Genomic DNA, 23,939 nt, shown 5'->3' with positions numbered 1-23,939 from the left:
CGCTCGTCTGCGCAGCTCAAGAGGGTAAGGGGAAGGGCGTGCCATGACTCGATCCTCTCAAATGATCGAGTCCCTACCGAACCCGGAACGGTTCACCGACCTGCTTGCCGCCGACCTGGACGACATTCGCCTGGAGATGGACACCCACTACCTCGGCACCCTGTCGGTGGTCCGCGCCTTTGCACCCCAGATCGCGGCGAACGGCGGCGGGGCGATCCTGAACGTCCTGTCCGGCCTGTCCTGGGTCAGCTTCCCCGAGATAGGCGCGTACTGCGCCGCCAAGTCCGCGGAGTGGTCGCTCACCAACGCCCTGCGCGTGCAGCTCGCCGACCAGGGCATCCGCGTGGCCGGCCTGCACGTCGGCTACATGGACACCGAGATGGTGCGGGCGGTCGACGCGGCCAAGTCTGACCCGGCCGACATCGCGCGCATCGCCGTGGACGGCATCGCCGCCGGCGCCTACGAGATCCTCGCCGACAACGCGGCCCGCCAGGCCCAGGCGGCACTGTCCGGGGGCGTCTCGGCGCTCTACCCGCAGCTCCCCTGAGGAGCACTCGCCCCCACGGGCCAACCGCCAGGCGTGTCGGCCAAGGGAACGCCACGGCGCAGCATCTGCGATTCGTCGGTCGACCGCTAAACGACCGGCGATGGTTCCCCCGCGTGTCGGGTCTTGCCTGCCGAGCGTTTCCCGGCCTATGGTATTACGACCGTAAGGTTAATGATGAGAGCCGATCAATGGCTCGCCATCAGCTGAAACGGCTCCCATGCACGCCCGGCGCAGCCGATGCCGCTCCGACAGACAAGTCGGCGACACCCATACCCCCACCAGGCGCAACAGCCCCGTGGTCGCCAGACGCGATCACGGCCACACAAGCCCAAGCGCACCCCCGTACGAAATGGAAACCACGCCATGAGCCAGCCCAGCACGATCCGCCTTGAGCGGACGACCCCGCGAACTGCCAGGATCACGTTCTCGAATCCTCCCGTGAACCTGGTGATTCCCGAGTCCATCGTGACGCTGCACAAGATCGTCTCGGAGCTGGAGAACGACCCGGACATCCAGGTCGTCGTCTTCGCCAGCGAACTCCCCGACTTCTTCATCAACCACTTCGACGCCGCCGCGGCCGCCGACCTCCCCGCGCCCGAGCACGAGGACGACAACCCGCTCTGGACCGACATGGTTCTACGGCTGACCAAGGCTCCGTTCGTCAGCATCGCGGCCATCCGGGGCCGCACCCGGGGCGCCGGCAACGAGCTGGCCCTCGCCTGCGACCTGCGCTACGCCAGCCGCGAGAAGGCGTTCTTCGGCCAGCCCGAGGTCGGCCTCGGGCTCGTCCCCGGCGGAGGCGGCGGCGAACGCCTGCCGCGCGCCATCGGCCGCGACCGCGCCCTGGAGGCGATCCTGACCAGCGCCGACTACGACGCCGACACTGCCGAGCGCTGGGGATGGGTCACCCGGACCCTGCCCGACGCGGAACTCGACGCCTTCGTCGACGCGACCGTCGCCCGTCTCGCCTCCTTCGACCGGCAGGCAATTGCCACCGCGAAGTCCCAGGTCAACCGGGCGACACTGCCGCCGGACGCCCACCTGGTCGCCTCCTTCGGTGAGTTCGCGGGCACCCTGACTCAGCCGGGGTTCGCCGCGCGTGCGGTCGGGCTCGGCGCACTGGTCGCCGAGAAGGGCCTCGACGTCGAGTACCAGCTGGGCGAGTACATCGGTCGGGTCAGCGAAGCCCTCTGATCGCTCACGACCGACCGCAGCGCCTCACAGGGCGCCCGTCGGGGCCGCGACACCCCCCGGGGGGGGTTCCATCCCCCCACCCACCAGGGTTCCCATGGCGGGTGGGCACGCTTCAACGGCAGCCCGGCCGTCGGCTCCCGGCCGGAGGGCCCCGCCGCACCCGCCGGGGTCCGAACACGGAAAACGCGACGGACGATGCCCCACCGCGCACGGTCGTGACGTGCGAGTCGACCGTTCTCGCGTCATGTGCCGTGACTTCGTCGCCGACACATGAACAGCTCTCGGCAGCGGTGCCAGGCCCTCCTTCGAGAGGGCTTCTGCTGTAATGCCGCTCCAGCGGCTTGAAAGCGCAGGCTTTTGCGTCAGTGGCTGACCCTCGGGTGGTCGCGCCCTGCGTCGGTCGGCTGTGGTCAGGCTTCTGAGCCCTGTGCCGTCGGCTGATCGCCGCTGCCGTGCGCCAGCGAGGCGAGAATCTCCTTGCGGCAGACGTCGAGGATTTCGTCCGCCAGCGGAGACCCGTTCGGGCATGCCCGCGACAGCATGACCGCGCCGACCGAATGGGCGAGCATGTCGATCAGCGTGGTGCGGTCCACGCGCTGGTCCTGGTCCGCATCACCCGGTGTGTCGCTCGAGGTCTGAAGGACCGTCAGCAACTGCTCGATCCCGGCCGCGAATTCTCCCTTGAGGTCTGCCGGTTGACGTGCGGCATCACCGCTCAGGGCCGCGATGGTGCAGCCGTCGCCGAGCCCGTCGCGATGCTCCCGGGAGACGTAGCTCTCGACGAATTCGGCGGGGCCCAGACCTTCTGCCCGTGCCGCGATCTGCGAGAGCCCGCTCGCGGACGCTTCGGCCATCAGGTCGGCCTTGGAGCGGAAGTGCTTGTAGAACCCGCCATGGGTGAACCCGGCGGCTGCCATCAGTTCCGCCACGCCGACGCCGTCGTAGCCGCGCTCGCGGAACAGCCTGGCCGCCGTCGCGACGATGTGCGCACGGTTCCGCTCCGCCTGTGCCTTGGTCACGCGCATGTCCAGCCACCCCTTCCACGGTCGACACTCGACGGTCAAGCATACATAGATGCCGATCGACATCAAAAGGCTTGACTTTTTAGATTACGGCCGTCATCGTATTTCTCATCCCCACCAGAAAGGCCCAGGCCATGAGCGACACGCATGTGACCGCACCGACCCAGTACGTCGAGGTCGACGGCGACCGATTCGCCTACCGACGCTGGGGCAAGCCCTCCGGCGTCCCGATCTTCCTCGTCCAGCACCTCCGCGGCGGAATGGACAACTGGGACCCCCTGCTCACCGACGGCCTGGCTGAAGGCCGTGAGGTGATCCTGTTCAACGGGCGTGGCATCGCCTCCTCATCCGGCACGCCGCGCAACCGGATGGAGGACATGGCCGACGACATCGCCGCGGTCATCCGGGCGCTGGGGCTGGAGCAGGTCGATCTGCTCGGCTTCTCGATCGGCGGCTGGCAGGCGGAGGAAGTCACGCTGCGCCACCCCGAACTGGTGCGCAAGCTCCTCCTGGTCGGCACCGGTCTGCGGGGCGGGGACCCGACGATGGACCCCAAGGTGCCCGAGGTGGCGACGAATCCGGTCCCCACGGTGGAGGACTTCCTCTTCCTGTTCTTCGGCCGCTCGCAAGCCGCGGTCGAAGCGGGCCGGGCCTTCTGGGAGCGACGCCACCAGCGGGCGGACCAGGATCCGCCGAGCTCGCTCGCAGTCGCACAGGCGCAGCTCGAAGCGGTTGCCGCCTACGCCGAACCCCTTCCCGGCGAGAATCCCTACGCCTACCTGAACGCGATCACCCAGCCGACGCTGGTCCTCAACGGCGTGAACGACGTGATGATCGCCTCGATCAACTCCTGGCACCTCGCCCAGAACATCCCCAACGCCCAGCTGCTGATCTATCCCGACGCCGGGCACGGAGCGCACTTCCAGTACCCCGAGCGGTTCCTGAAGCACGCCCTGCAGTTCCTCGACGAGTAAGCAGCCGCGCGCAAGGCGAACGGCCCGTCCTCGATCGACGGCCGTCTCGGCCATTCCTGCGCCGTCTGCCACCCGGCAAAGTATTATGTACGTAATATAATTTACCCATGCTCATGGCGGATGCCTCGTCGGACTCACAGCCCGGAACGCAGGTCTGCCGGATCTCAGCCCCCAACAACCTGAGGAATCACGCATGCTCGACAGCCTGTGGACCCCGACCGTCGCCGGAAAGATCTCCCTGCCGCACCGTCTGGCGATGTCCCCGCTGACGCGGAGCAGGTCCACCCCGGACGGCGTGCCGACCGAGCTGAACGCCGAGTACTACGCCCAGCGCGCCTCGCACGCCCTCATCATCACCGAGGGCACCCAGCCCTCCGCCGACGGCCAGGGCTACCCGGTGACCCCGGGCATCTACACGGTCGAGCACATCGCCGGCTGGCGCAAGGTCACCGACGCCGTCCACAGGGCCGACGGACGCATCGTCATCCAGCTCATGCACGTCGGGCGCATCGCCCACCCCGACAACACCCCCCACCACCGGCAGCCGGTGGCCCCCTCCGCGATCAGGCCGGCAGGCCAGATATTCACCGGCTCCGGGATGCAGGAGATGCCGGAGCCGCGCGCCCTGACCACCGACGAGGTCGCCGCGACGGTCGACGACTTCCGGCGGGCCGCCGCGGCCGCCATCGCGGCCGGCGCCGACGGCGTCGAGATCCACGGCGCCAACGGCTACCTCATCCACCAGTTCCTCTTCCCCAGCACCAACCAGCGCACCGACCAGTACGGCGGCTCCCTCGACAACCGCATCCGCTTCGCGGTGGAGGTCGCCACCGCCGTGGCCGACGAGATCGGAGCCGACCGCACCGGCATCCGGCTCTCCCCCGGCAACCCCTTCCAGCTCGGCGACCTCGCGGAGCACGACCCGCACGAGCTCTACCCGCACCTCGTGCGCGCCCTCGCCCCCCTCGACCTCGCCTACCTGCACCTCGCCCACGGCGGCGACGAGGAACTCCTGGGCACGCTGCGCGAGTTGTGGCCGAACACGCTGCTCCTCAACCGCGCCGGCACCGACATCGCCACCCGCGCCAAGGACATCGACAACGGCGTCGCCGACGTCGTCACCGTGGGCTCGATGGCCCTCGCCAACCCCGACCTGGTGGAGCGCGTACGAGCCGGCGCACCCCTGAACACCCCCGACCCCGCCACCTTCTACGGCGGCGGCGCGGCCGGCTACACCGACTACCCCACCCACACCGCCTGACCACAACGCCCGGCGCCCGAGGCAGTCACCTTCCTCGGGCGCTTCGGCGTACGCACGCCACAGCCAGGCAGTGGTGAACATTCCTCGTGAAGCGGCGGGTGAAGGTGCCCAGGCTTCTCTGCCGTCACAGATCCACCCAGCCGCGTACGCGCTACCGGGTAACGGGTGATCTCTCTGAGGTGGGTCCGTGCGCGATGCCATCGCATCCGGACCCACCTCAGGGACGGCTGCCTGATCTTGTCGCCTGGCTCTGCCGCCTGGGCCGAGACAGCCGACCTGCTCAGGAGAGCCGGCGCTTGAGGATTTTGCCGGTCGGGGTCAGGGGCAGTTCGTCGACGAACTGGACGATGCGCGGGTACTTGTAGGCGGCGAGCCGTTCCTTCGCCCAGGCCACGAGCTCGCCCTCGGTCGTGCCGCTCCCAGCCTCCTTCACCACCACAGCTTTGATCTCCTCGCCGTGGGAGTCGTGCGGTACGCCGATCACGGCGACCAGCGACACCGCGGGGTGCTCCATGAGCACTTCCTCGATCTCGCGCGGGTAGACGTTGAAGCCACCCCGGATGATCATGTCCTTGGACCGGTCGACGATGTAGTAGAAGCCGTCCTCGTCCCTGCGTGCGAGGTCGCCGGAACGGAACCAACCCTCCTTGATCGCCTCGGCTGTCGCCTCGGGCCGCTTGTAGTAGCCCTTCATGATGTTGTGGCCCTTGATCGCGATCTCCCCGATCTCGTCGGGGCCGCCCTCGGCGTCCGACCAGTCGTCGCGGATGAGTTTCATCTCCACGCCCGGGATGGGCACCCCGATCGAGCCGACGCGGGGTTCCTCGCCGAACCGGGAGAAGGACGCGATCGGCGAGGTCTCGGACAGGCCGTAGCCCTCGAGGATGGTCACGCCGAAGCGGTCCTTGAACTGCTTGTGGATCTCGGCGGGCAGCGCCGCGCCGCCGGCCGCGGCCACGCGGAGGTTCGCCGCCAGGCGGGCGACGTCGACCGTGTCGTCGAGTGCCGCGAGTAGGCCCCAGTACATCGTCGGGACCCCGGCGAAGAACGTCACGTCGTGGGCGAGCATGAGGCGCAGGGCCGCCTGCGCCTCGAACCTCGGCTGCATCACGATCGTGCCGCCGAACGCGAAGGCTCCGTTCTGGATGACGGTCTGGCCGAAGGCGTGGAACAGCGGCAGCACACACAGGTAGGTGTCGGGGCGCCCGGGATCGGCGGCGAACAGGTCGCGGCCGATGAGCGCGTTGTCGTACACGTTGCGGTGCCGCAGCTCCGCACCCTTGGGGTGGCCGGTGGTGCCGGAGGTGTAGAGGATCACCGCGGTGTCGTCCTCGTCGCGCTCGACCGTACGGAACGTCACGGGCTGTTCGGCGACGGCCGCCTGGTACGACTCCGGTGCACCGCCCCCGGCCCATGCCGCGCCGCCGCTCTCGATCAGGAAGAACTCGGTGCAGCCCTCGGCCGCCCCGAACCCCTCCCACGCCGCCTGCCCGATCTGCAGCTCCGGCGTGCCCTCGAACGCGAAGTACGCCTTCGCGTCGGAGTCGGCGAGGTGATAGGTGACCTCCCGAGCCCTCAGCAGCACGTTCAGCGGCACGACAGCGGCCCCGGCCTTGAGGATGCCGAAGTAGACGGCGGAGAAGTGCGGGAGGTTGGGGCAGGACAGAGCGACCTTGTCGCCCGGCTGGATCCCGCGCGTAACGAGCAGGTTCGCGACACGGTTGGCAGCGGCGTCGAGGGCGGCGTACGTGATGCGGTCGTCACCGAAGACGATCGCGGTGCGCTCGGGGTGTCGGGACGCGGTGTCCGTCAGCAGTCCTGACACGTTGCGGCTCGGATTGAGCATCGTTGCTCTCCTGATTCTGCGGGTGGGGGCGGTCGCGCCGGGCAAGGGCCAAGGTCGCCAGGCGAGCCCATGGACTGCCGTCCGTTGGGGGCAGATCGGCCGCAAAATCACCTGTTGACCGTAATATTACGCACGTCAGACCATAGATTAGGATGGGATACGAGGCAATGGTCCGGCAAAGTTGAGGGAGGAACCCTGTGGCGCGCTACACCAAGGAACACAAGCAGGTGACGCGGCAGCGGATCATCGAGACCGCGGGCCACCGGTTCAAGCAAGACGGCATCGACGGATCCGGCATCTCCACGCTGATGTCCGACGCCGGACTCACCAACGGAGCCTTCTACGCCCACTTCGAGTCCAAGGACGACCTCGTCGCCTACGTCGTCGCCGACCAGCTGCGCGCGCAGGTGGAGCAGTACGGCACGCTGCGGCCCGGCCGCGAGGGACTCGAGGATTTCCTTCGCTGGTATCTGTCGCCCGAGCACCGGGACAACCCCGGCGGCGGCTGCCCGTCCGCGGCCCTGCTCGACGAGATCGGCCGCTGCGGGGAGGCGACCAAGGGCGCCTACACCGACGGTGCCAAAGCCATCGTGGACGAGCTCGCCGCCCGCCTGAATCCGGAGGATCCGCAGTCCGCCCGCGGTCAGGCCATCGGGCTCTATGCCATGGCGGTGGGGACATTGCAGCTGTCCCGGGCGCTTTCCGACCGGAAGTTCTCCGACGAGGTCCTCGAGCAGGGAGTCGAGAACGTCCTCGCCTTGGCGCGGTGCCGGTCGATACCGGCTGGGTGACCACCCGGCAAGGGCCAGGATGCTGGTGCCGTGCACCCGCGTTTCCGCCGTCAGCGTGAGCGGCTGGTCTCCCGGGGGCACCTGCGATCTCGGATGCGACACCGACGCGGCGTTCCTGCACTCGTACCGCGGATGGCGGGATGGTGCTCCGCACATTCGACACGCCAGGGCGGCAGCTCAGGTCCCGGACCTGGTCCTGGCGCCCGGACGGGGCGTCGACCACACCGTGCTCCGCATCGCCGTCCGCGCGACATCCGCCTCGGCGCCGTACAGCCAGGAAATGAGCAGGCCGGTTACGTCGAACAGGTGACGAGAGCCGTGACGCCCGGCGGGCGTCACGGCTCTAAGTCACCATCCTCGGCCCGAGCACCGATCACACCGCGCCCCTACGGCCGGCCGAAGAACTCGAGCGCCGTCGGCACGAACTGCTCGTGGTACTGGAAGATGCCGCCGTGGCCGCCGTCGGGGTAGATCACCAGCTCGGCATTGGGCAGCCGCCGGGCCATGTCATGCGAGTTCGGCGTCGGAACCATCCTGTCGTTGTCGCCGTTGGCGACGAGCACGGGCTGCTGGATGCGGGAGAGATCCTGCGGCTTTGCCAGCCCCCAGCGGTGGATGGCCTTGAGCTGGGAGAAGTAGGACTTGAGGGCGATCGCCTTGTCCCGGTCCTGGGTGCGCTCCTTCAGGCGGGCCAGGAACTCCTTGCCGGCCCGGATCCCGTTCGGGGTGCGGGTGAAGAAGAGGAACTGCTTCACGTCCTGGAAGGTGAGCAGTGCCCGGACGGTGTCGAAGTGGGTGACCCGGGTGTTGTTCTTGATGCCCTCGCCTCCGGCCGGACCGGTGCCCGCGAGGATCAGCCTGCGGATGAGCTGCGGATCGGTCTGTGCGATCACCTGGGCGATCATGCCGCCCATCGAGAAGCTGAGGACGTCAACCTGCTCGAACCCCAGCGCCCGGATGAAGGTGACGGAGTCCCTGGCCATCTCCTCGATCGTCTTCGGCGTCACGCCGCTGGACGCGCCCACGCCCCTGAGGTCGAACGTGATCACCCGGTGCTTGGCGGCGATGCCGTCGACGACCCGGGGGTCCCAGTTGTCCAGGACCGCGGCGAGGTGGGTGATGAAGATGACCGGCATGCCGGTGCGGGGGCCGAGGTCGCGGTAGGCGAAGGTCACTCCGTCGGCGGTGATGGTGCGGGTCTGCGCGTTCTTGTACGACGTCACCACGTCGCCGTCGTTTCGTGTTTCGCGTGCGTTCACGGTCGTGCCCTTCGATGTGTGGGTTACCGCCACTGTGCGCCAATTTCTGCTTCCTCGCAGGTGGGCGCAGAGCGGTTCCCGGTCTCCCGGCTGCGACTGCAGTCCGGAGTCGGCGGCCAGAGGAGGCCCAGGAAGTGGGAAACCCCTTGGATCAGGTCCCTGAACAACCCGTCGACTATTGAAGTATGACCGTACTTTCATCAGGGCGCAAGTGGTCGAGGCGAACGAGATGCGCAGCTGTGGAATCACGGGTTCCGCTGAGAGTCGCGGCGCACAGCACAGCACACCACCAGGGCAGGGGCGGCTCAGCTACGCCGACGGCCACGAGTTGCTGGTCGTGACCGACAAGTCGTGGACGTCCGAACCCCGGACCGGTGACAGCCGACGATCTCCACAGCGGTCAGGACATCGATGCCGGCATGAGGACGACGCCTTGCTGCGCCCCGGCTTTCAGGACGAGGACCGCGTCCACACCATCGACCTACGACAAGGCCCGCCTCAACCTCGATCCCGCGCCGCCGGTACAGCGCATCGCCCACCTGCACCCGCAGTGGACCTGACGGGGCGCTTACGGCGCCCTCCGTCGTCATCGACGTCCGCCCCGTCCTCGAACTGTCGTGGTGTTCACTCGTGCTCCTGCGCAACACCGTCGTGGTGCGCAGATCGGCCGGCTGATCCCCGATCCGGTCGATCCTGCCTGCCAAGGTCGGCGAGGCCGAACTGGCTGAGGCGGTGGCGGTCGCGTCCCAGGCGGACCACATCGTCGCGGTCGTCGGCGACACCGTCGGTCCGACCGGGGAAGGCCGCTCCACGGCGACGCTGGAGCTCATGGTGAGTCAGATCGCGCTCCTCGACGCCCTCCAGAAGCTCGACCGGCCCCTCGTCGTCGTCCTGCTCCAGGGCAGGCCCTCGACGCTGCCCGCCTCGGAACACGGCGCGGACGCCATCGTCCAAGCCTTCACCCCGGGGATGCGGGGCGGTCGGGCAATCGCCGAGCTCCTGCTCGGGCGCATCGAGCCGAGCGGGCGGCTGCCGCTCAGCATTCCCGCCATGCCGGACAGCCGCCGGTCTACTGCGGCCAAGTCCGGGGGCATCACGGCCGCTTCGGCGAGGCTCACTACACGACGGTGCACTACTCGGAACCGACCATCCAGGCTCCCGTCATGTCACCGGCACGCACCGAATGCCCAGCCTCGATGGTGATGACGGCCGGCAGTCGTAAAAGCGCCGCCTCACAGCCGAGAGGCGGCGCTTGCACGATGGTTGACCGGCCGCCGCCCGGGGTTCGGGAGCGGCGGCGCGGTCGGCGTCTTCAGGCGGCGAGGAAGTCGGTCACCTGCTTGGTGAATGCCTTGGCGTGCTGGAAGAGGAAGGCGTGGCCGGCATCGCCGTAGAGGAGGAGGGTCGCGTCGGCCAGGTGCTGGACGGCGACGTAGGACGCGTGGGCGGGGACCATCACGTCGTGCAGGCCGTTGGCGTACAGGACGGGGTGCTTGATGGACTCCAGTTCGGCCTTGACCTCGTCGAAGGGGGCTGCCAGGAGCTGGCCGATCGCGGCGAGCATGCCCTGGGCCGCCGTCTCGGAGACCGCGGGGCCACCGGCGGCGAGCCGGGGCGCGACGTGGGCGAAGTGCTCGTGACCTGAGGCGCGGGCCGCGTCCGTCTCCGGGTAGAACAGGAACAGCGTGTCCTCCAGGTCGGCGTCGGGCTTGGCCATGATGCCCAGGACCTTCTCACTCGCCTCCGGCGCACCGGGCACCCAGCCGGTCGGGCCGCTGCCCGCCACAATGATCTTGCGCACCAGTTCCGGGCGACGCGCGGCCAGGCGCTGGGCCACGAAGCCGCCCAGTGACCAGCCGAGCACGTCGGCCTGCGTGAGGCCGAGGGCCTCGATGAACTCGGCGGCGCCCTCGGCGAATCCGTCGAGGGAGTCGCGCGGCTCGCCAGTGGTGTAGCCGACGCCGACGTTGTCGAACACGATCACGTCGTGGTCGGCGGCCAGGTAGTCCAGGAACTCCGGGTCCCACCAGTCGATGGTCGCGCGGAAACGCTGCAGCAGGACCAGCGGGACACCGCCCTGCGGACCCATGCGCCGGTAGGTGAAGGTCGCGGAGGGCCCCTCCACGGTGAGGTTCTCGGCCTTGTCTGCCAGATACGTACTCATATCGTCCTTCTCTTGTCGGCGGGTGCCCGTCAGTTCTGGCGGGTCTGCTCACGCAGCACACGGGGAGACGTGCTGGGCCTGTGGAGGCGCTGCCCTTGACCGGCACGCGATGAGGCGAGCCTGAGTTGTGGATCAGGCCGACGAGCCGCTCGGATCGCTCGATCACCTGCTCGCCCACTGGGGTGACCCAGGCGGCTTCCGGCTCGCTCCGACCACCTCGGAATCCACCACACCGAGCCGCGAGCCAATTAAATTATGGCCATAATACTAAGCAGGTGCAACCCGGGCACGCAAGGGGGTTCCGGTGGGGGGCGGAGTCCGCGGCCGGCCGTGGGGCCGCAAGCGGGCCGGCGGCGGAGGTGGTCCAGCGCGGCGGAGGTGGAGGGGGCGGTAACCGGGCCCCGGCCGTGCGGGTGCGGGAATCCGGGGCTATTGAATTACGTTCACAATACAATACATTGGAAGAGCTGATGGAGGGTGAGCGGCCCTCCCGGCACGTAGAGGAGTGTGTGGTGCGATACAGGAGAGAGCACAAGCAGGCGACCAGGCAGAGGATCATCGAGACGGCGGGCCGTCGGTTCAAGGAGGACGGCATCGACGGCTCGGGCATCACGGCGCTCATGAAGGACGCCGGGCTGACGAACGGCGCCTTCTACACCCACTTCACGTCCAAGGACGACCTGGTGGCCACCACGATCGCCGACCAGATGCAGGCCCAGAACGCGAGCATCGTCGCGCACGCACAACCGGGCCGCGCCGGCCTCGAACAGATCGTGCGCTGGTACCTGTCCCCCTGGCACCGCGACAGCCGTGACGTCGGCTGCCCCTCCGCCGCCCTGCTCGACGAGATAGGGCGCTGCACCCACCCGACCAAGCAGGCATACACCGAGGGCGTACTCACGGTCGCCGACGGCCTCGCCGCACGCCTGGCGCCCCACGACCCGCTCTCGGTCCGCCCCATGGCACTGAGCTCGTACGCCATGATGGCCGGCACACTCCAGCTCTCACGCGCCCTCGCCGACCCCCAGCTCGCCGACCAGGTCCTCGAACAGGGCATCCACAACGCCCTCGCCCTCCTGGGCGTCGAGCACGAAGGGGACACCAGGACGGCACACTGACCGGCGTACACACGGACACTGCGGAGCGCGCGCCGCGCCCTCCGCCTGCCGGTGACGCTGCACGAATGGCCGTCAGAACAAGGGCATGAGGACGCCGTCGACGATCGCCGCGATGTCGTCGCCGCTGACCCGCCGGTCGCGGACAAGCCAGTGGAGCAGCAGAGCGACGGCGGCGGAGACCACCATCGAGTGACCGGCCTGGCGCGGGGGCAGATCGTCGCGCTCCACCGCGTGTGCCAGCGCGCCCTCGATGGCCTGGTGCAGGGGGTCGACATATCGCTGCCGGACGAGACCGCACAGTTCCGGCTCCTGGCGAGCCGTGTCATGCAGGGCCGTGTGCAGGTCGACGCGGGAAGGGTTCTGGCTCCAAAGGGCGCGGGTCATCGTCGCAACGAGTGCCTCGCGGGGCGATCACGTGGCGGGCCGGAGGCCCCCGGGGGACGCCGCAGTTGCGCACCAGGGTGGGGCATGTCTGCTCTCTTCTTCGTGTCCGGGGCGGTCTTCCTCCTGCCGGTCCAGCTGAGCGTGCGGTGGTGCCGCCACCGAGAGCGATCAGGGCGACGATGCGGGTCGTAACGGCGGTGCGGCGGGCGAGAGTTGTGGAGAGGGTGCGGCCGAGTGGCCGGCCGCGTCGGTCACCTCGGCGCGCTCCGCGAGCTGGGCGATCGCCTCTGCCCTCTTCTCACGCCCCAACTCTCTGCTCAGCCTCGATGCTCACCCATGGCCCCGCTGGTGACTCCGCCAACCAGCGCGCGCATCGCCGGCTTCGGGAACAGCAATGGCCCACGGCTGATGTCCTTGGAGTCGCGCACTGCGGCGCACTCACCCAGTTCCGCAACTTCCACGCAGTCGTTCGCACCCCCGCTGTACGAGCTCTTCCGCCAACGCGCGTGTGCGAGGTCGACGTCGTGCCGGGCTGCCGTGACGCCGTGTGGGGCGGCAATGCGGGGCGTGCTCACTCTTAGAGCTCCTTGCTGATCCGTGCGATGTGGGTGCGAGTCTCCGACGGACCGAGGGCGCTGGCCCTCAACTGGTCGAAGATTTCCGTGTAGTTGTCCACGTCATCCAGGGACTCGAGATACACGGAGTTCTTGGGGTTCTCCAACCACACCAGATCTGGCGTGGGGTCCGGAAAGGTCAGGATGACGAACGGACCGTACAGCCCGGGATGCGCTCCCAGCGAGAACGGCAGTAGCTGCACAGTGACGTTCGGCTGCTCGCTCGCCTCCACCAGTTTCTGCATCTGGTCGCGCATCACGTCGACGGAGCCGACTGTCCTGCGCAGCACGGCTTCGTCGAGGATCGCCCAGAGCCGGGCTGGGACCTCACCGCCCAAGCGGCTGTTCTGCCGTTCCATGCGGACCTTGACCAGGGACTCGACCTGCGGCTGGGACAGGTCCTTCCTCATCTGGGAGATCACGGCGCGGGCATAGCCCTCGGTCTGGAGCAGTCCCGGCACGAGCATCGGCTGGTAGCTGGCGAGGTGCGTCGCGCCGGCCTCCAGCGCGAGGTAGCCGTCGTAGCGCGTCGGGGTGAGTACCGTCGAGTACTTCCGCCACCAGGGCTTTTGCTGCTCCTTGTCAGCTCGCACGAGGTCGAGCACGTCGGCGCGCCGATCCTCGTCTTTGACGCCGTACAGGTCCAGCAGTGCCCGGACGAGGACCGGTGTCGTACCGCGTTCGCCGTTCTCGATCCGGCTCAGCGACCCCTGATTGACCTCCAGCTGACCCGCGACCTCAGTGAGGGTGAGCCCGGTCGCGTCACGCAGTTCCTTCAGCCGTGCCGCGAGCTGTCGCCGGTACACCGACTGCGGGACCAGGCTTCTCTTCAAGGCCATGCCGGAAGTCTCTCCGTATCGGCGACACCTCTACAACCCATACGGGTCAACTTCACCAGACATATTGCCTAGTTGGTGGTTGCATCGGCATGCTGTCAGGAGTCACGGCGCGCGTTCGTACGGGCATGCGCCGCAGCCGACCGATGAGCGAGCAGGCCACGACCTCGCTACCGGCACGCGCCTTCGCGTCGGTCCTGCACGCCGCACCAGGAGGGTGGCCCATGCCACGGACAACGCTGCTCCGGCAGCTGCTCCAGCAACGGCACCTGACGACGCACGAGGCTTTCGCCGCCCAGTACGAGCGGGCCGCCGCCCGGCTGGCGGAACTCGACCGAGACTCCCGCCTGGCTTCCCTCCAGGTCTCTCCACGCCAGTTCGACCGCTGGTACGGCGGGGAGTTGCTGACTCTGCCCCGTCCTGACGCCCGCCGAGTTCTGGAGCACATGCTGGGCAGACCCGTATCCGAGCTGTTCTCCACGGCGTACGAAGACGATTCCGCGCACGACCGCGACGAGGAGCCGAGCACGCGCCAGCAGGCGACGAATGCCCCTCCGTCGCGCGAGGACGACGAGAACCCACTGGATATCGTCGCCCGGACCCGGCAGCTCACGGCCAGCAACGCCGACGACGCGACGCTCGCCTTCCTCGACTCCTCCCTGGAGGGCATCGCCAGCCGGTACGAACAGGACGGCCCGTACGTCCTCCGCCCCCAAGCCCGCCAGGCGCGGCAGCTCGCCCACACCCTCCTCGACGGCCGCCAGCCACCACGCACACGCCGCGAGCTCTTCCGCCTCGCCGCCCGTGCCTCCGGCCTGCTCGGCTACATGGCGGTGAACACGGGAGACTTCGCGCTCTCGGAGGCGTACTGCACCGAAGCCCGGGATCTCAGCCGAGAGATCGGCGACCTGGACACCGACCTCTGGGCGTGCGGCACCCTCTCCTTCAGCCTCTACTACGCCGGCCGATACGACGAGGCGGACGCCTGCGCCGCCGCAGCTATCGAACGCGCTCCACGCCACGCCCAGTCCATCCGCCTGCTCGCCAACGGCCGGGCCCGGGCCCTCGGTAAGACCGACGACCGGCGTGCCGTCGAGCAGGCCATCGGACAGGCACTCCGCCTCTCCGACCTCCACGAGGTACCCGTCCGGCTGACCTCGTGCATCTCCTTCGAGCCGTACGGACGGGCCCGGACGCTGGCCAACGCCGTCACGTCACACGTGGCGCTGCGCAATACGGCCCAGGTACTGCGCGACGCCGAGCACATCGACGATCTGGTGGAGCATTCGGCCTCCTCCTGGAGCCGTTCGCTCGTACGCCTCGACGTCGCCACCGCGCTGCTGCAACAGCGCACGCCCGACATCGAACAGGCGATGGTGCTGGGCCGTGAGGCCCTGCGGTTGTGCGGAGAGCAACCGATCAGCTCCGTCTACCAACGCTCCCGCGACCTGCATGAGCAGGCCGGGCCGTGGCGTGATCACGCGGCGGTACGCGATTATGGCGAGGAGTTCCGGACCTGGAGCTCGCAGCCAGCGGCCCTGGCCATGGCGTCATCCGCGTCGTAAGCGCCCTGGGTGTCGTCGTACTCCGGGGCAGTGTGAAGCCGAAGGAGTACGTCGGGTGCCTCTGCTCAGCGCCGATCCCGCCGCGTTCCCCGCCGAGCCCCCCGCCGACACGGACGACCCGGCGGTCACTGCGGCCCACGACTGGGCAGCGTTCAGCGCAGTCGACGAGATGACCGACCACTGGGCACGCCCCGGCTGGTCGGACGGCAGCCGCGCGTACTACTGGATGCTGACCTTCCCGGACGATCAGCGGCTCGCGACTCTCGCCGGGCACTGCCAGGAGGAGTTGGCGCCCCTCGGTCTCGACCCGGTGCCGAGGGACGGATTGCACATCACCCTCGCCCGAGTCGGAACGCCCGGCGTCGTCACCCCCGGCCAGTTGGACAGCCTGGAGCGGGACGCCGAGGCGCTGATGCCCTCCGCGTTCTCCATACGCGCCATACCGCTGGCCGGCTCCCGAGGCGCCGTCCGCCTGTCTCTCGGCCCCTGGGAACCCCTGCTCCGGCTGCACCATGCGCTGGCCAAGGCGGGCAGCAGCATCGGCCTGGCCCCGAAGAAGCCGACCTCCGCTTTCCGGCCCCACCTGAGCCTCGCGTACAACAACCGTCGGCGCCCCGCCGCCCCCGTCGTGGAGGCGGTCTCAAGCCTCCGCGCCCTCCCGGCCGTCGAACTCTTCGTTCCCGCCGCCCAGTTGGTGGAGCTCCGCCGTGACGGGCGGACGTACCGCTGGGATGTACTGAAGAACGTGCCGCTCGGATAGCCCACCAGCGTCCAGGGCGAGAACCACGACCACTTCCTTGCCGATCGCGGTCGGCCGGACCGACCACTCGGAGGCCAACTCCCCGACGAGCAGCAGTCCGAGACCACTGCCCGTCAGCTCATCCAGCGACTCTTCCGCTGAGCGTGCCCGGACCCTGGAGACATCCCGTCCCGCGTCGTGGACCCGCAGTACCGCCACGTCCCGGTAGACCTCCACACACATGCAGTCCGGTCCGCCGGCTGTGTGCCGGAGCGCGTTGCCCACGAGCTCCGAGGCGACCAGAACGGCGTCGTCGACCCGCTCCGGCACGGCACGTCCCTCGAGGAACTCTCGTACGTGTCTGCGCGCGAGGCTCGAAGGCTCGGTGCAATCGGCCAGCTTCACCCAATGACGCCGTACTGGTATCCGCCTGCAGAGGCGCTCTTCGTCCACCGCGTCCATCGCCGCTCTCGTTTCCACTTGGCACTGGACCGTTCAGCCTCGCCACGGCTGAGCCGCAGCGGTACGCCGCGCCTCCGCCTCTTCGCGCGCCGCGGACGGCGGACGAACGGCGTGCTGACGGCGTACCGCCGCCGACTGCCCCCGGCGAGGCTTTCGTCGAGGCGCCGGTCCTTGGCGTCTCGGCTCACCTGGCTGGAGGTAACGCGGAATGAGCGGCAGTGCGAGGCAGACCGCGCCACACGAGGTGCCCCGGGCTCGCGCCTGGTGCTGTACGCCTGCCTGCCCGCGTCGCTCGGTGAGGCAGCCGACCACAGCGTGGCCAGCGCACAGCGGTACGTCGACGATGCCGGCTGGGAGGCGGTCGAGACGTACGTGGACCGGGCGGCACCGTTCGAGAGCCGGGTTCTGTGTGAGGGCTGGCACAACGCATTGGCCGCGGTCGAGCAGGGGAGGGCCGCCGGGATCGTCACACCCTTGCTCGTGATGCTCGGCCATGTGGAGGAGGACAGGACGAACCTCGCTGCCTGGCAGACCCGGACCGGGGCGCTGATCACGACGCCGTGGGCGGTCGTCGATGCCGTCGGCTCCACGGCCTCACGACGGTCGGCGGCCTGATGACCACCGTGCGCCAGGGGGTTCTCCGGCAGCTGCTCGACCAGGTCGGATGGGTGCTGCGGCATCCGGCGACGTACGTCGGCCGGTTCGGCTTCGGCACCTTCCAGGTGCTGTTCCTGCCCGCCCTGGTGACCGGCACAACGTTGACCACGCTCTACGCGGGCCAGTTCCGGTAGCCCCGGCCCGTGTCCTCGACCCCCCTCTCCGGATGCTCCGAATCCATTCCCCCACGGAATCCGGCCAACCGGAGAGGGGCCGCACCCAAGGTGCGAATGCAGAAACCCGGCCCTGCGGCAGTGCATACGTCGGCCGGGCAGCACGACGAACCGTTCGGATCCTTCCAAGAGAAGAGGAAGTGCGATGACCGCAGCCACGCTCAGCCCGATCATGGCGGCCACCACCGAGGCGCCCGTCACGACGGCCACCACCGAGGCGCCCGTCACGACGGCCGCCCCCGAGGTGCCCGCCGACCCGTTCGACATCGACCTGACCATCGTCACGGAGATCGGCGCCGACCTGCTCCCCAAGGCGTGCGGCACCGGTGACGGGTGCGCGCCGTCCTGCGCCTCGTCCTGCGCGAGCGCCGTCTGACGACGGCTCGTGCACGGGGTCGGGGGCGCAGCCGCTCCCGACCCCGGTCGTTCACAGCACTGATGGCGGAGGCATTGAGATGGGAAGCGACGGGAAGCTCTACCAGCACACAGGCGCGGCGCTGCTCCGGGCCGCTGCGGTGCCGCTGACGGATCTGCCGGGATGGTGGCCTGATCCGTCCGACACGGATGCGTGCGGCAGGTGGCTGAAGCAGGTGTGGTCCGACGCGCGGTTCGCTGGCGCCGTCCGACATGCGAGCTGTGATCTCGCGACACGAGTTGACGCGATCTGCGCCGGGCAGCCGACACGCTCCAAGCAGGTCCGGCGCGCCGCCATGGCCACCGTCCGCTACTTGTTGCGCGCCACCGGCCGACCGACCCCGTTCGGCCTCTTCGCAGGAGTCACCGCGGCCGGCGTGGGCTCGACACCGCACGTGAGGTGGGGGGACGCCCACCGGGCCGTGGCCCGCGTGGACACCGAGTGGCTGGACGACGTCATCGTCCGCCTTGAGGCGTGCCCAGCCCTGCTGGAGCGCCTGGAAGTCGTCCTGAACAACCTGGCGGCGCGCCGCGGCGGACGCCTGCACGTCCCACACGGCGGACCGATGGGCGCCACCGTCCGGCGCACCAGCGCGGTACGCGTGATGGAGGACCTGGCACGCCGGCCGGTCCACTTCACCGCCCTTGCCGAGCAGTTGGCCGCCTCCTTCCCCCGAGCCGAGCCGCAGAACATTCGCACACTGCTCGGCGCGCTGGTGCGCGAGAAGTTCCTGATCACCAGTTTGCGCGCGCCGATGACCGACACCGATCCGCTGTCCCACCTGATCGAGCGGCTGCACGGCGCGGACGCGGGCACGGTGCCGGAAGCCGCGCAGGTTCTGCACGAGCTGGAAGCGGTGCAGCGCGCCGTACACGAGCACAACCGGCGCCCGGCGAGTGCGCAAGGGCCGGCTCGGGAGGAACTCACGGGTCGACTGCGTCGACTCTCCGAAGCGGGTCGAAGCCCCTTGGCCGTCGACCTGAGACTGGACGCCGAGGTACGGATCCCCGAGAGCGTCGCGCAGGAGATGGAGAGGGCTGCCGACGCCCTACTGCGGCTCACGCGCCGACCGGCGGGCCAGGGTGTGTGGAAGGAGTATCAGGTCGCGTTCTGGGAGCGGTACGGCACCGGCACGCTCGTGCCGGTGAAGGAGGTCGTCGACCCGGCGTCCGGGCTCGGCTACCCAGCCGAGTACCCCGGCAGCCGTATGACCGCTCCGCCCCCGACAGTCTCCGAGCGGGACGAGCGGCTGCTGGCCCTGGCCTGGCAGGCGCTGGCCGACGGCAGCAGGGAGATCGTCCTCACCGACGACCTGATCGACCGCCTGGCCGGCGATGCGCCGACCGGGCAGGAGGCACCACCCCACGTGGAGATGTGCGCGCGCCTGCACGCCGACAGCTTGTTCGCCCTGGAGGACGGGGACTTCACGCTCACGGTGACACCGGCCCGAGCCGCGGGAACACTCACGTCCCGGTTCACTCCGGTCGCCACCGGCACGGGGCTCGACGAGATCTACCGCCAAATTCCCACGGGCGTCGAGAACGCGCTGACCGCGCAGCTCTCCTTCCCGCCCCTGTACCCGCACACAGAGAACGTTGCCCGCATCCCCGCTTATCTCCCACACGTGATCCCGTTGGGCGAGCACCGCAACCCCGACGACACCTCGCCGACGCTCATCGACGTGGACGACCTCGCCGTCACGGCCACCTACACCCGCCTGTACCTGGCCAGCATCTCCCGCCGTCGCCTCGTGGACCCGCAGGTCTTTCACGCCATGGCCCTGGACAAGCAACCCCCGCCCCTGGCCAGGTTCCTGGCGCACCTGACCCGCTCCTTCGGCCCTGCCTGGACCGGCTTCGACTGGGGGCCGCACGGCGCACGGCTGCCGTTCCTGCCGCGCGTCCGCTACGGGCGCGTGGTCCTCTCGCCCAGTCGCTGGAACCTGACGGCTGACGACCTTCCAAGCCGCGGTGCGGACATGCGGGAGTGGGCCGACGCCCTGGGCCGGTGGCGGAAGCGGTGGCACTGCCATGGTGCCGTCGAGCTGCGGGAGGACAACCGGACACGGCGGCTCCAACTCGACGTGCCCGCCCACGCCACCGTCCTCCGTGCTCATCTGGACCGGGAAGCCCATGCCGTGCTCACAGAAGCGCCGACCGAGGAGAGCTACGGCTGGATCGGCGGCCACGTCCACGAGATCGCCCTGCCGATGACCAGCACCAGCCCGCCGATACCCGACCCGCTTTCCGGCTTCCTCCCCGTGCTCACCAACGGCACCCTCGGACCCGTACCGGGGGCGGTGCAGGCACCCTGGCTGAACGCCAAGATCTACAGCCACCCCGAACAGTTCGAGGAACTCATCGGCACCCACCTCGCGCAACTCGTGCCCCAACTCCCAGGCACACCCGAGTGGTGGTTCGTCCGCTACCGCACCCCGAACGACCTCGACCACCTGCGCCTGCGCATCCGCACGCGCAGTCCCGGGCAGTACGCAGCCTGCACCGAGCTCGTCGCCGGATGGGCCGCCGGCCTGCGCCGCGAAGGGCTCAGCAGCAGGCTCGTGTTCGACACGTACACCCCGGAGACCGGCCGCTACGGCCCCGGCGCTGCCTTGCGCAGTGCCGAGGCGGTGTTCACGGCCGACTCGGCTTATGCCCTCGCCGCTCTGCAGAGCCTGGGAGCCGACGGCGTCGACGGACGCGCGCTGGCCGCGGTCGGCATGGTGGACATCGCCTGCGGCTTGCTCGGCCCTGACGAGGGCATGCAGTGGCTGGCGAACCACCCCGCGCCTCCGGGTCGCGTCGAGCGAGGCGTCAGCGATCAGGCCATCGAATTCGTTCGCCGGCCCACGCCCCAGGCCCGAAGCTGGGGTGAAGCGCTCGCCCAGGCTTGGCACCGCCGCGCCGCGGCTCTGGCGCTGTATCGCGAGTGCCTCGCCGAGAACATGGACCTCGGCTCCGTCCTGGAATCCTTGCTGCACATGCATCACAACCGCCTGCGCGGCGTGGACCGGGAGGACGAGGGGATCTGCCGCCGCCTTGCCCGTCAGTCCGCCGTCGCACGGGCCGCCTGGCCGGGGGAGAAGCGCTGATGAACTACGACTTGGCGCCCACACCCACCGGGCCCGGCTGGGGGCAGTCGCTGTACTCCGGCGCGGCAGGAGTCGCCCTGCTGCATGCCGTCATGGCCCACACCGGCGAAGACGACAGCGACGCGCTCCGGCCGTGGGCCGCCGCCATGGTCAAGGGCCCGATCCAGGCCGCTCCCGAGGCATGCGGTCTGTACGAGGGCGCCCCGGCCGTCGCGTACGTGCTCAGCTTCACGCGCACGAACACCGCCACACGCGCCCTGGCGACCCTGGACACACACCTCGCCGACGTCACACGCCAACGGCTCAAGCGGGCACACGCCCGCATTGAGCGCGGTGCGTTGCCCACTCTGGGCGAGTACGACCTCATCAGCGGACTGACCGGGCTGGGCGTCTACCACCTGCACCGCGGCCACAAGACGGAACTGCAGGACGTCCTCGCCTACCTGGTGCGGCTGACGGAACCGGTCATCATCGAAGCGCAACATCTGCCCGGCTGGTGGACCAGCGACAGCCCCGATCTACGGCCGTCGCCGCGATGGCCCGGCGGACACGGCAACTTCGGCCTCGCCCACGGCGTAGCCGGACCACTGGCGCTGCTGGCCACGGCACTGCGCCACGGCCACACAGTGCCCGGACGGACGAAAGCCATCACCCGGATCTGTGACTGGCTCGACCAGTGGCGCAGCGACACCGGCTCGCGCGCCTGGTGGCCGGACCTGATCACCCGCGCCGAACACCGAGGCGGCGAGCGCCAGCGCTCAGTACCGAGACGCCCGTCCTGGTGCTACGGCACCCCCGGCATCGCCCGCGCCCAGCAACTCGCCGGCCTCGCCCTCGGCGACCGTGACCGGCAACACCAAGCCGAGCAGGCCCTGGCCGGATGCGTGGCCGACGACCAGCAGCTCGCCCAGCTCACCGACGCATCCCTCTGCCACGGCTGGGCGGGGCTCATACGCACCGTCTCCCGTGCCGCCGCCGACGCCGTCGACGACGAACTCAGGTCGCATCTACCCCGCCTGAACGCCCGGCTCAACGAGCACTTGGACCACTGCGGACTGCCGGACGGCGCCGGCCTGATGGACGGCACGGCAGGCATCCGCCTGGTTCGCCTCACCGACCCTGTCAACACGGCGGCCACCGCCCCCTGGGACCGCTGTCTGCTCCTGACGGGATGAAGCCGCGCCCCGCACCCGGCACCAGAACGAATAAGTACGATCTGCCCCTGCCGTACGCACGGCCGGGCACCTTCCGGAAGGACGCGATGAACACCACCACTGGCGCCTCCCCCGAGGATCTGCGCAACCGCCTGGTCGACGCCATCGTGAAGGAGGACATCTCCGGCCTCCGCGACGCACGCGTCGAAACCGCCATGCGGACCGTACCCCGCCATGCCTTCCTCCCCGACGCGCCCCTCGCGGAGGCGTACGCCAACAAGAGCGTGACGATCAAGGAGAACCCCGACGAGGACGCACTCCCGCTGAGCTGCGCCTCCCAGCCCGATGTCGTGCACTTCATGCTGGTCCAGCTCGCGGTCCGCGAAGGCGAGAACGTCTTCGAGATCGGGGCTGGCACCGGCTACAACGCCGCCCTCCTCAAGCACCTCACCGGGAAGTCCGGACAGGTCACCACATGCGACATCGACTCCGACGTGACCGCTTACACCCGCCGGATGCTCGCCGCGAACGGATACGAAGACGTTCGCGTGGTCACGAGGGATGGCGCACTCGGCGCCCCGGAGTTCAGCCCCTACGACCGAATGATCGCCACGGTCGGTATGTGGGACCTCCCCGCTGCCTGGTGGGACCAGCTCGCCGTCGACGGACGCCTCGTGGTCCCGCTGCGATGGCGCGGACTCTCCAGGGCCGTGGCCTTCCAACGCGAGGAAGGGCGGATGCTGTCCGACTCCGTCAAGATGTGCGGCTTCCTCCCGGTGATCGGCCAGGACGGAGAGCGGAACGACTACATCGACGACGACCGGCTCGTCCGGCTCTACTGGGACGAGGACCAGTCCATCGCCTTGAACCTCCTGCGCGACGCGCTCACCCAACCGAAGTCGGTCGCTTGGACCGATGTGACGGTCGGGCCCGTCGAGTCGTTCGACGGTGTTTGGCTGCGGTTGAGCGCCACGGAGCGAGCGACCTGCCGCATCACCGCGAAGCCCGAAGCGATGGAGGCCGGTCTCCACCGCCCCGCCTCGCCAGCCCTGAGCCCCGCCCTCGTCGAGGGCGACTCCATCGCTTACCTCACCCTGGAGCGGACCGCCAAAGCCCCGGCGGCAGAGCCCCGGTTCCGGCTGGGAGCCGTCGGCTACGGCCCGGCCGGCGCCGATCTCGCCGAGCGAATCTGCGCGCAGATCCGCGCCTGGAGTCCGGCCCGGACCGCCGAACCCGTGGTCACGGCCTACCCCGCGGACACACCGGACAGCGACCTCGCCGACGGAGCCTTGATCGACCGGCCCTCCGTGCGGCTCGTCATCGCCTACTGATCCTGACGGAAGTGGGCGCGGACATTGACGGGTGAGGCCGCGCCCACCGAAGCGAGAACAGAGCGTTGACGCAGCGCGGTGGTCAGCCCTGCGCGAGGTTCGCCTCACAAGGGGTGCACCGTCGCACAGCCCGCCACCTCGGATTGCCTGCGGTGGCGGTCGCCGGAGAAGAGCTGCTCAACCGCTCCCAGAGCCCGCCCGGAGGATTCGGGATCCACCCCCAGCGCGGCGGCTGTACGTCGTCCTCGGTCATGTGGTCGCACCATCCCGGCCTGTGTGCGCACTGGGTCGGCGAGATCAGGATTGTGTCCTCCAGGTGGGTATGCCACTCCGTCCTAGCCA

The 23,939-nt window shown here is 69.4% G+C and carries 23 protein-coding genes and 1 pseudogene; 16 read left to right on the top strand and 8 right to left on the bottom strand.

All coding sequences use genetic code 11. From position 1 onward, the window contains the following. The first annotated feature begins 43 nt into the window (after positions 1–43). On the top strand, positions 44–547 hold the full coding sequence (locus ACFYRX_RS25100; protein ID WP_389103665.1) for an SDR family NAD(P)-dependent oxidoreductase: 504 nt from the start codon (positions 44–46) through the stop codon (positions 545–547). A 363-nt stretch (positions 548–910) separates the two neighbouring features. Beyond that, on the top strand, positions 911–1,741 hold the full coding sequence (locus tag ACFYRX_RS25095) for an enoyl-CoA hydratase/isomerase family protein (protein ID WP_389103662.1): 831 nt from the start codon (positions 911–913) through the stop codon (positions 1,739–1,741). 410 nt (positions 1,742–2,151) lie between these two features. On the opposite strand, the gene ACFYRX_RS25090 is transcribed toward ACFYRX_RS25095, so the two are convergent. After that, positions 2,152–2,766, bottom strand: coding sequence for a TetR/AcrR family transcriptional regulator (locus tag ACFYRX_RS25090; RefSeq protein WP_389103659.1), 615 nt, complete (start codon positions 2,764–2,766; stop codon positions 2,152–2,154). A gap of 131 nt (positions 2,767–2,897) precedes the next feature. On the opposite strand from ACFYRX_RS25090, the gene ACFYRX_RS25085 reads away from it, so the two are divergent. Together ACFYRX_RS25085 and ACFYRX_RS25080 are read left to right on the top strand one after the other, a co-directional pair. Next, complete coding sequence (locus tag ACFYRX_RS25085; protein ID WP_389103656.1) at positions 2,898–3,737, top strand: alpha/beta fold hydrolase; 840 nt, start codon at positions 2,898–2,900, stop codon at positions 3,735–3,737. A gap of 193 nt (positions 3,738–3,930) precedes the next feature. Then, positions 3,931–4,998 carry an alkene reductase gene (locus ACFYRX_RS25080; protein ID WP_389103653.1) on the top strand — a complete coding sequence of 356 codons (1,068 nt, stop codon included), beginning with the start codon at positions 3,931–3,933 and terminating at the stop codon, positions 4,996–4,998. 280 nt (positions 4,999–5,278) lie between these two features. Here ACFYRX_RS25080 and ACFYRX_RS25075 read toward each other — a convergent pair whose 3' ends face one another. Next, complete coding sequence (locus tag ACFYRX_RS25075; protein ID WP_389103650.1) at positions 5,279–6,844, bottom strand: long-chain fatty acid--CoA ligase; 1,566 nt, start codon at positions 6,842–6,844, stop codon at positions 5,279–5,281. 197 nt (positions 6,845–7,041) lie between these two features. Between ACFYRX_RS25075 and ACFYRX_RS25070 the strand changes: the two genes are divergently transcribed. Continuing rightward, positions 7,042–7,635 (top strand): TetR/AcrR family transcriptional regulator, encoded by a 594-nt coding sequence (locus tag ACFYRX_RS25070; protein ID WP_389103647.1) that lies wholly within the window; start codon positions 7,042–7,044, stop codon positions 7,633–7,635. Positions 7,636–8,021: 386 nt separating this feature from the next. Here the strand turns inward: ACFYRX_RS25070 and ACFYRX_RS25065 are convergent, their stop codons facing one another. After that, positions 8,022–8,894, bottom strand: a complete 873-nt coding sequence (locus ACFYRX_RS25065; protein ID WP_389103645.1) for an alpha/beta fold hydrolase — start codon at positions 8,892–8,894, stop codon at positions 8,022–8,024. Between the two features lie 419 nt (positions 8,895–9,313). Between ACFYRX_RS25065 and ACFYRX_RS25060 the strand changes: the two genes are divergently transcribed. Together ACFYRX_RS25060 and ACFYRX_RS25055 are read left to right on the top strand one after the other, a co-directional pair. Further along, positions 9,314–9,454, top strand: coding sequence for a hypothetical protein (locus ACFYRX_RS25060; protein WP_389103642.1), 141 nt, complete (start codon positions 9,314–9,316; stop codon positions 9,452–9,454). 172 nt (positions 9,455–9,626) lie between these two features. After that, entirely contained in the window at positions 9,627–10,097 is a 471-nt protein-coding gene (locus ACFYRX_RS25055) for a glycoside hydrolase family 3 C-terminal domain-containing protein (RefSeq protein WP_389103640.1), read from the top strand. Between the two features lie 109 nt (positions 10,098–10,206). Here the strand turns inward: ACFYRX_RS25055 and ACFYRX_RS25050 are convergent, their stop codons facing one another. Next, positions 10,207–11,058, bottom strand: coding sequence for an alpha/beta fold hydrolase (locus ACFYRX_RS25050; protein WP_389103638.1), 852 nt, complete (start codon positions 11,056–11,058; stop codon positions 10,207–10,209). 509 nt (positions 11,059–11,567) lie between these two features. On the opposite strand from ACFYRX_RS25050, the gene ACFYRX_RS25045 reads away from it, so the two are divergent. Further along, complete coding sequence (locus ACFYRX_RS25045; protein ID WP_389103635.1) at positions 11,568–12,176, top strand: TetR/AcrR family transcriptional regulator; 609 nt, start codon at positions 11,568–11,570, stop codon at positions 12,174–12,176. 72 nt (positions 12,177–12,248) lie between these two features. Here the strand turns inward: ACFYRX_RS25045 and ACFYRX_RS25040 are convergent. From ACFYRX_RS25040 to ACFYRX_RS25030, 3 genes and pseudogenes are all read right to left on the bottom strand, one after another. Continuing rightward, positions 12,249–12,569: pseudogene (locus tag ACFYRX_RS25040) on the bottom strand (TetR/AcrR family transcriptional regulator C-terminal ligand-binding domain-containing protein); the annotation flags it as partial. Positions 12,570–12,877: 308 nt separating this feature from the next. Beyond that, the gene (locus tag ACFYRX_RS25035; protein WP_389103710.1) at positions 12,878–13,021 is read right to left on the bottom strand and encodes a DUF397 domain-containing protein; all 144 of its coding nucleotides are present in this window, start codon (positions 13,019–13,021) and stop codon (positions 12,878–12,880) included. 116 nt (positions 13,022–13,137) lie between these two features. Further along, a complete protein-coding gene (locus ACFYRX_RS25030; protein WP_389103632.1) occupies positions 13,138–14,013 on the bottom strand; it encodes a helix-turn-helix domain-containing protein in 876 nt (291 codons plus the stop codon). 221 nt (positions 14,014–14,234) lie between these two features. Between ACFYRX_RS25030 and ACFYRX_RS25025 the strand changes: the two genes are divergently transcribed. Further along, a complete protein-coding gene (locus ACFYRX_RS25025) occupies positions 14,235–15,575 on the top strand; it encodes a hypothetical protein (protein ID WP_389103629.1) in 1,341 nt (446 codons plus the stop codon). Positions 15,576–15,630: 55 nt separating this feature from the next. Further along, complete coding sequence (locus ACFYRX_RS25020; RefSeq protein ID WP_389103627.1) at positions 15,631–16,335, top strand: 2'-5' RNA ligase family protein; 705 nt, start codon at positions 15,631–15,633, stop codon at positions 16,333–16,335. Here ACFYRX_RS25020 and ACFYRX_RS25015 read toward each other — a convergent pair. Beyond that, entirely contained in the window at positions 16,216–16,776 is a 561-nt protein-coding gene (locus tag ACFYRX_RS25015) for an ATP-binding protein (RefSeq protein ID WP_389103624.1), read from the bottom strand. The genes ACFYRX_RS25020 and ACFYRX_RS25015 overlap by 120 nt on opposite strands. 315 nt (positions 16,777–17,091) lie before the next feature. Between ACFYRX_RS25015 and ACFYRX_RS25010 the strand changes: the two genes are divergently transcribed. The 6 genes from ACFYRX_RS25010 (at position 17,092) to fxlM (ending at position 23,597) form a co-directional block, all read left to right on the top strand. Then, on the top strand, positions 17,092–17,391 hold the full coding sequence (locus tag ACFYRX_RS25010; protein WP_389103621.1) for a hypothetical protein: 300 nt from the start codon (positions 17,092–17,094) through the stop codon (positions 17,389–17,391). Beyond that, complete coding sequence (locus ACFYRX_RS25005) at positions 17,391–17,567, top strand: hypothetical protein (RefSeq protein WP_389103619.1); 177 nt, start codon at positions 17,391–17,393, stop codon at positions 17,565–17,567. The genes ACFYRX_RS25010 and ACFYRX_RS25005 overlap by 1 nt, the downstream gene beginning before the upstream one ends. Positions 17,568–17,751: 184 nt before the next feature. Continuing rightward, the gene (locus tag ACFYRX_RS25000; RefSeq protein ID WP_389103616.1) at positions 17,752–17,982 is read left to right on the top strand and encodes an FxLD family lanthipeptide; all 231 of its coding nucleotides are present in this window, start codon (positions 17,752–17,754) and stop codon (positions 17,980–17,982) included. Between the two features lie 79 nt (positions 17,983–18,061). Further along, positions 18,062–21,112, top strand: a complete 3,051-nt coding sequence (locus ACFYRX_RS24995) for a lantibiotic dehydratase (protein ID WP_389103614.1) — start codon at positions 18,062–18,064, stop codon at positions 21,110–21,112. After that, positions 21,112–22,287 carry a lanthionine synthetase C family protein gene (locus tag ACFYRX_RS24990; protein ID WP_389103611.1) on the top strand — a complete coding sequence of 392 codons (1,176 nt, stop codon included), beginning with the start codon at positions 21,112–21,114 and terminating at the stop codon, positions 22,285–22,287. Before ACFYRX_RS24995 ends, ACFYRX_RS24990 begins: the two co-directional genes overlap by 1 nt. Before the next feature lie 86 nt (positions 22,288–22,373). After that, positions 22,374–23,597: a methyltransferase, FxLD system gene (gene fxlM / locus ACFYRX_RS24985; protein WP_389103609.1), complete on the top strand. Its 1,224-nt coding sequence runs from the start codon at positions 22,374–22,376 to the stop codon at positions 23,595–23,597. Positions 23,598–23,939 lie beyond the last annotated feature (342 nt).

The organism is Streptomyces sp. NPDC005374 (assembly GCF_042872225.1).
Taxonomy (GTDB): domain Bacteria; phylum Actinomycetota; class Actinomycetes; order Streptomycetales; family Streptomycetaceae; genus Streptomyces.
The sequence above is the reverse complement of the archived record's forward strand: the minus strand, read 5'-3'. Positions and strand labels throughout refer to the sequence as shown.

Excerpts from the sequence above, each read along its gene's own strand:
- ACFYRX_RS25030 (WP_389103632.1), bottom strand. The coding sequence starts at position 14,013 with ATGGCCTTGAAGAGAAGCCTGGTCCCGCAGTCGGTGTACCGGCGACAG.
- ACFYRX_RS25005 (WP_389103619.1), top strand. The coding sequence starts at position 17,391 with ATGACCACCGTGCGCCAGGGGGTTCTCCGGCAGCTGCTCGACCAGGTC.
- ACFYRX_RS25050 (WP_389103638.1), bottom strand. The coding sequence starts at position 11,058 with ATGAGTACGTATCTGGCAGACAAGGCCGAGAACCTCACCGTGGAGGGG.
- ACFYRX_RS25075 (WP_389103650.1), bottom strand. The coding sequence starts at position 6,844 with ATGCTCAATCCGAGCCGCAACGTGTCAGGACTGCTGACGGACACCGCG.
- ACFYRX_RS24995 (WP_389103614.1), top strand. The coding sequence starts at position 18,062 with ATGGGAAGCGACGGGAAGCTCTACCAGCACACAGGCGCGGCGCTGCTC.
- ACFYRX_RS25000 (WP_389103616.1), top strand. The coding sequence starts at position 17,752 with ATGACCGCAGCCACGCTCAGCCCGATCATGGCGGCCACCACCGAGGCG.
- ACFYRX_RS25100 (WP_389103665.1), top strand. The coding sequence starts at position 44 with ATGACTCGATCCTCTCAAATGATCGAGTCCCTACCGAACCCGGAACGG.
- ACFYRX_RS24990 (WP_389103611.1), top strand. The coding sequence starts at position 21,112 with ATGAACTACGACTTGGCGCCCACACCCACCGGGCCCGGCTGGGGGCAG.
- ACFYRX_RS25025 (WP_389103629.1), top strand. The coding sequence starts at position 14,235 with ATGCCACGGACAACGCTGCTCCGGCAGCTGCTCCAGCAACGGCACCTG.
- fxlM (WP_389103609.1), top strand. The coding sequence starts at position 22,374 with ATGAACACCACCACTGGCGCCTCCCCCGAGGATCTGCGCAACCGCCTG.
- ACFYRX_RS25095 (WP_389103662.1), top strand. The coding sequence starts at position 911 with ATGAGCCAGCCCAGCACGATCCGCCTTGAGCGGACGACCCCGCGAACT.
- ACFYRX_RS25090 (WP_389103659.1), bottom strand. The coding sequence starts at position 2,766 with ATGCGCGTGACCAAGGCACAGGCGGAGCGGAACCGTGCGCACATCGTC.
- ACFYRX_RS25015 (WP_389103624.1), bottom strand. The coding sequence starts at position 16,776 with ATGGACGCGGTGGACGAAGAGCGCCTCTGCAGGCGGATACCAGTACGG.
- ACFYRX_RS25080 (WP_389103653.1), top strand. The coding sequence starts at position 3,931 with ATGCTCGACAGCCTGTGGACCCCGACCGTCGCCGGAAAGATCTCCCTG.
- ACFYRX_RS25060 (WP_389103642.1), top strand. The coding sequence starts at position 9,314 with ATGAGGACGACGCCTTGCTGCGCCCCGGCTTTCAGGACGAGGACCGCG.
- ACFYRX_RS25085 (WP_389103656.1), top strand. The coding sequence starts at position 2,898 with ATGAGCGACACGCATGTGACCGCACCGACCCAGTACGTCGAGGTCGAC.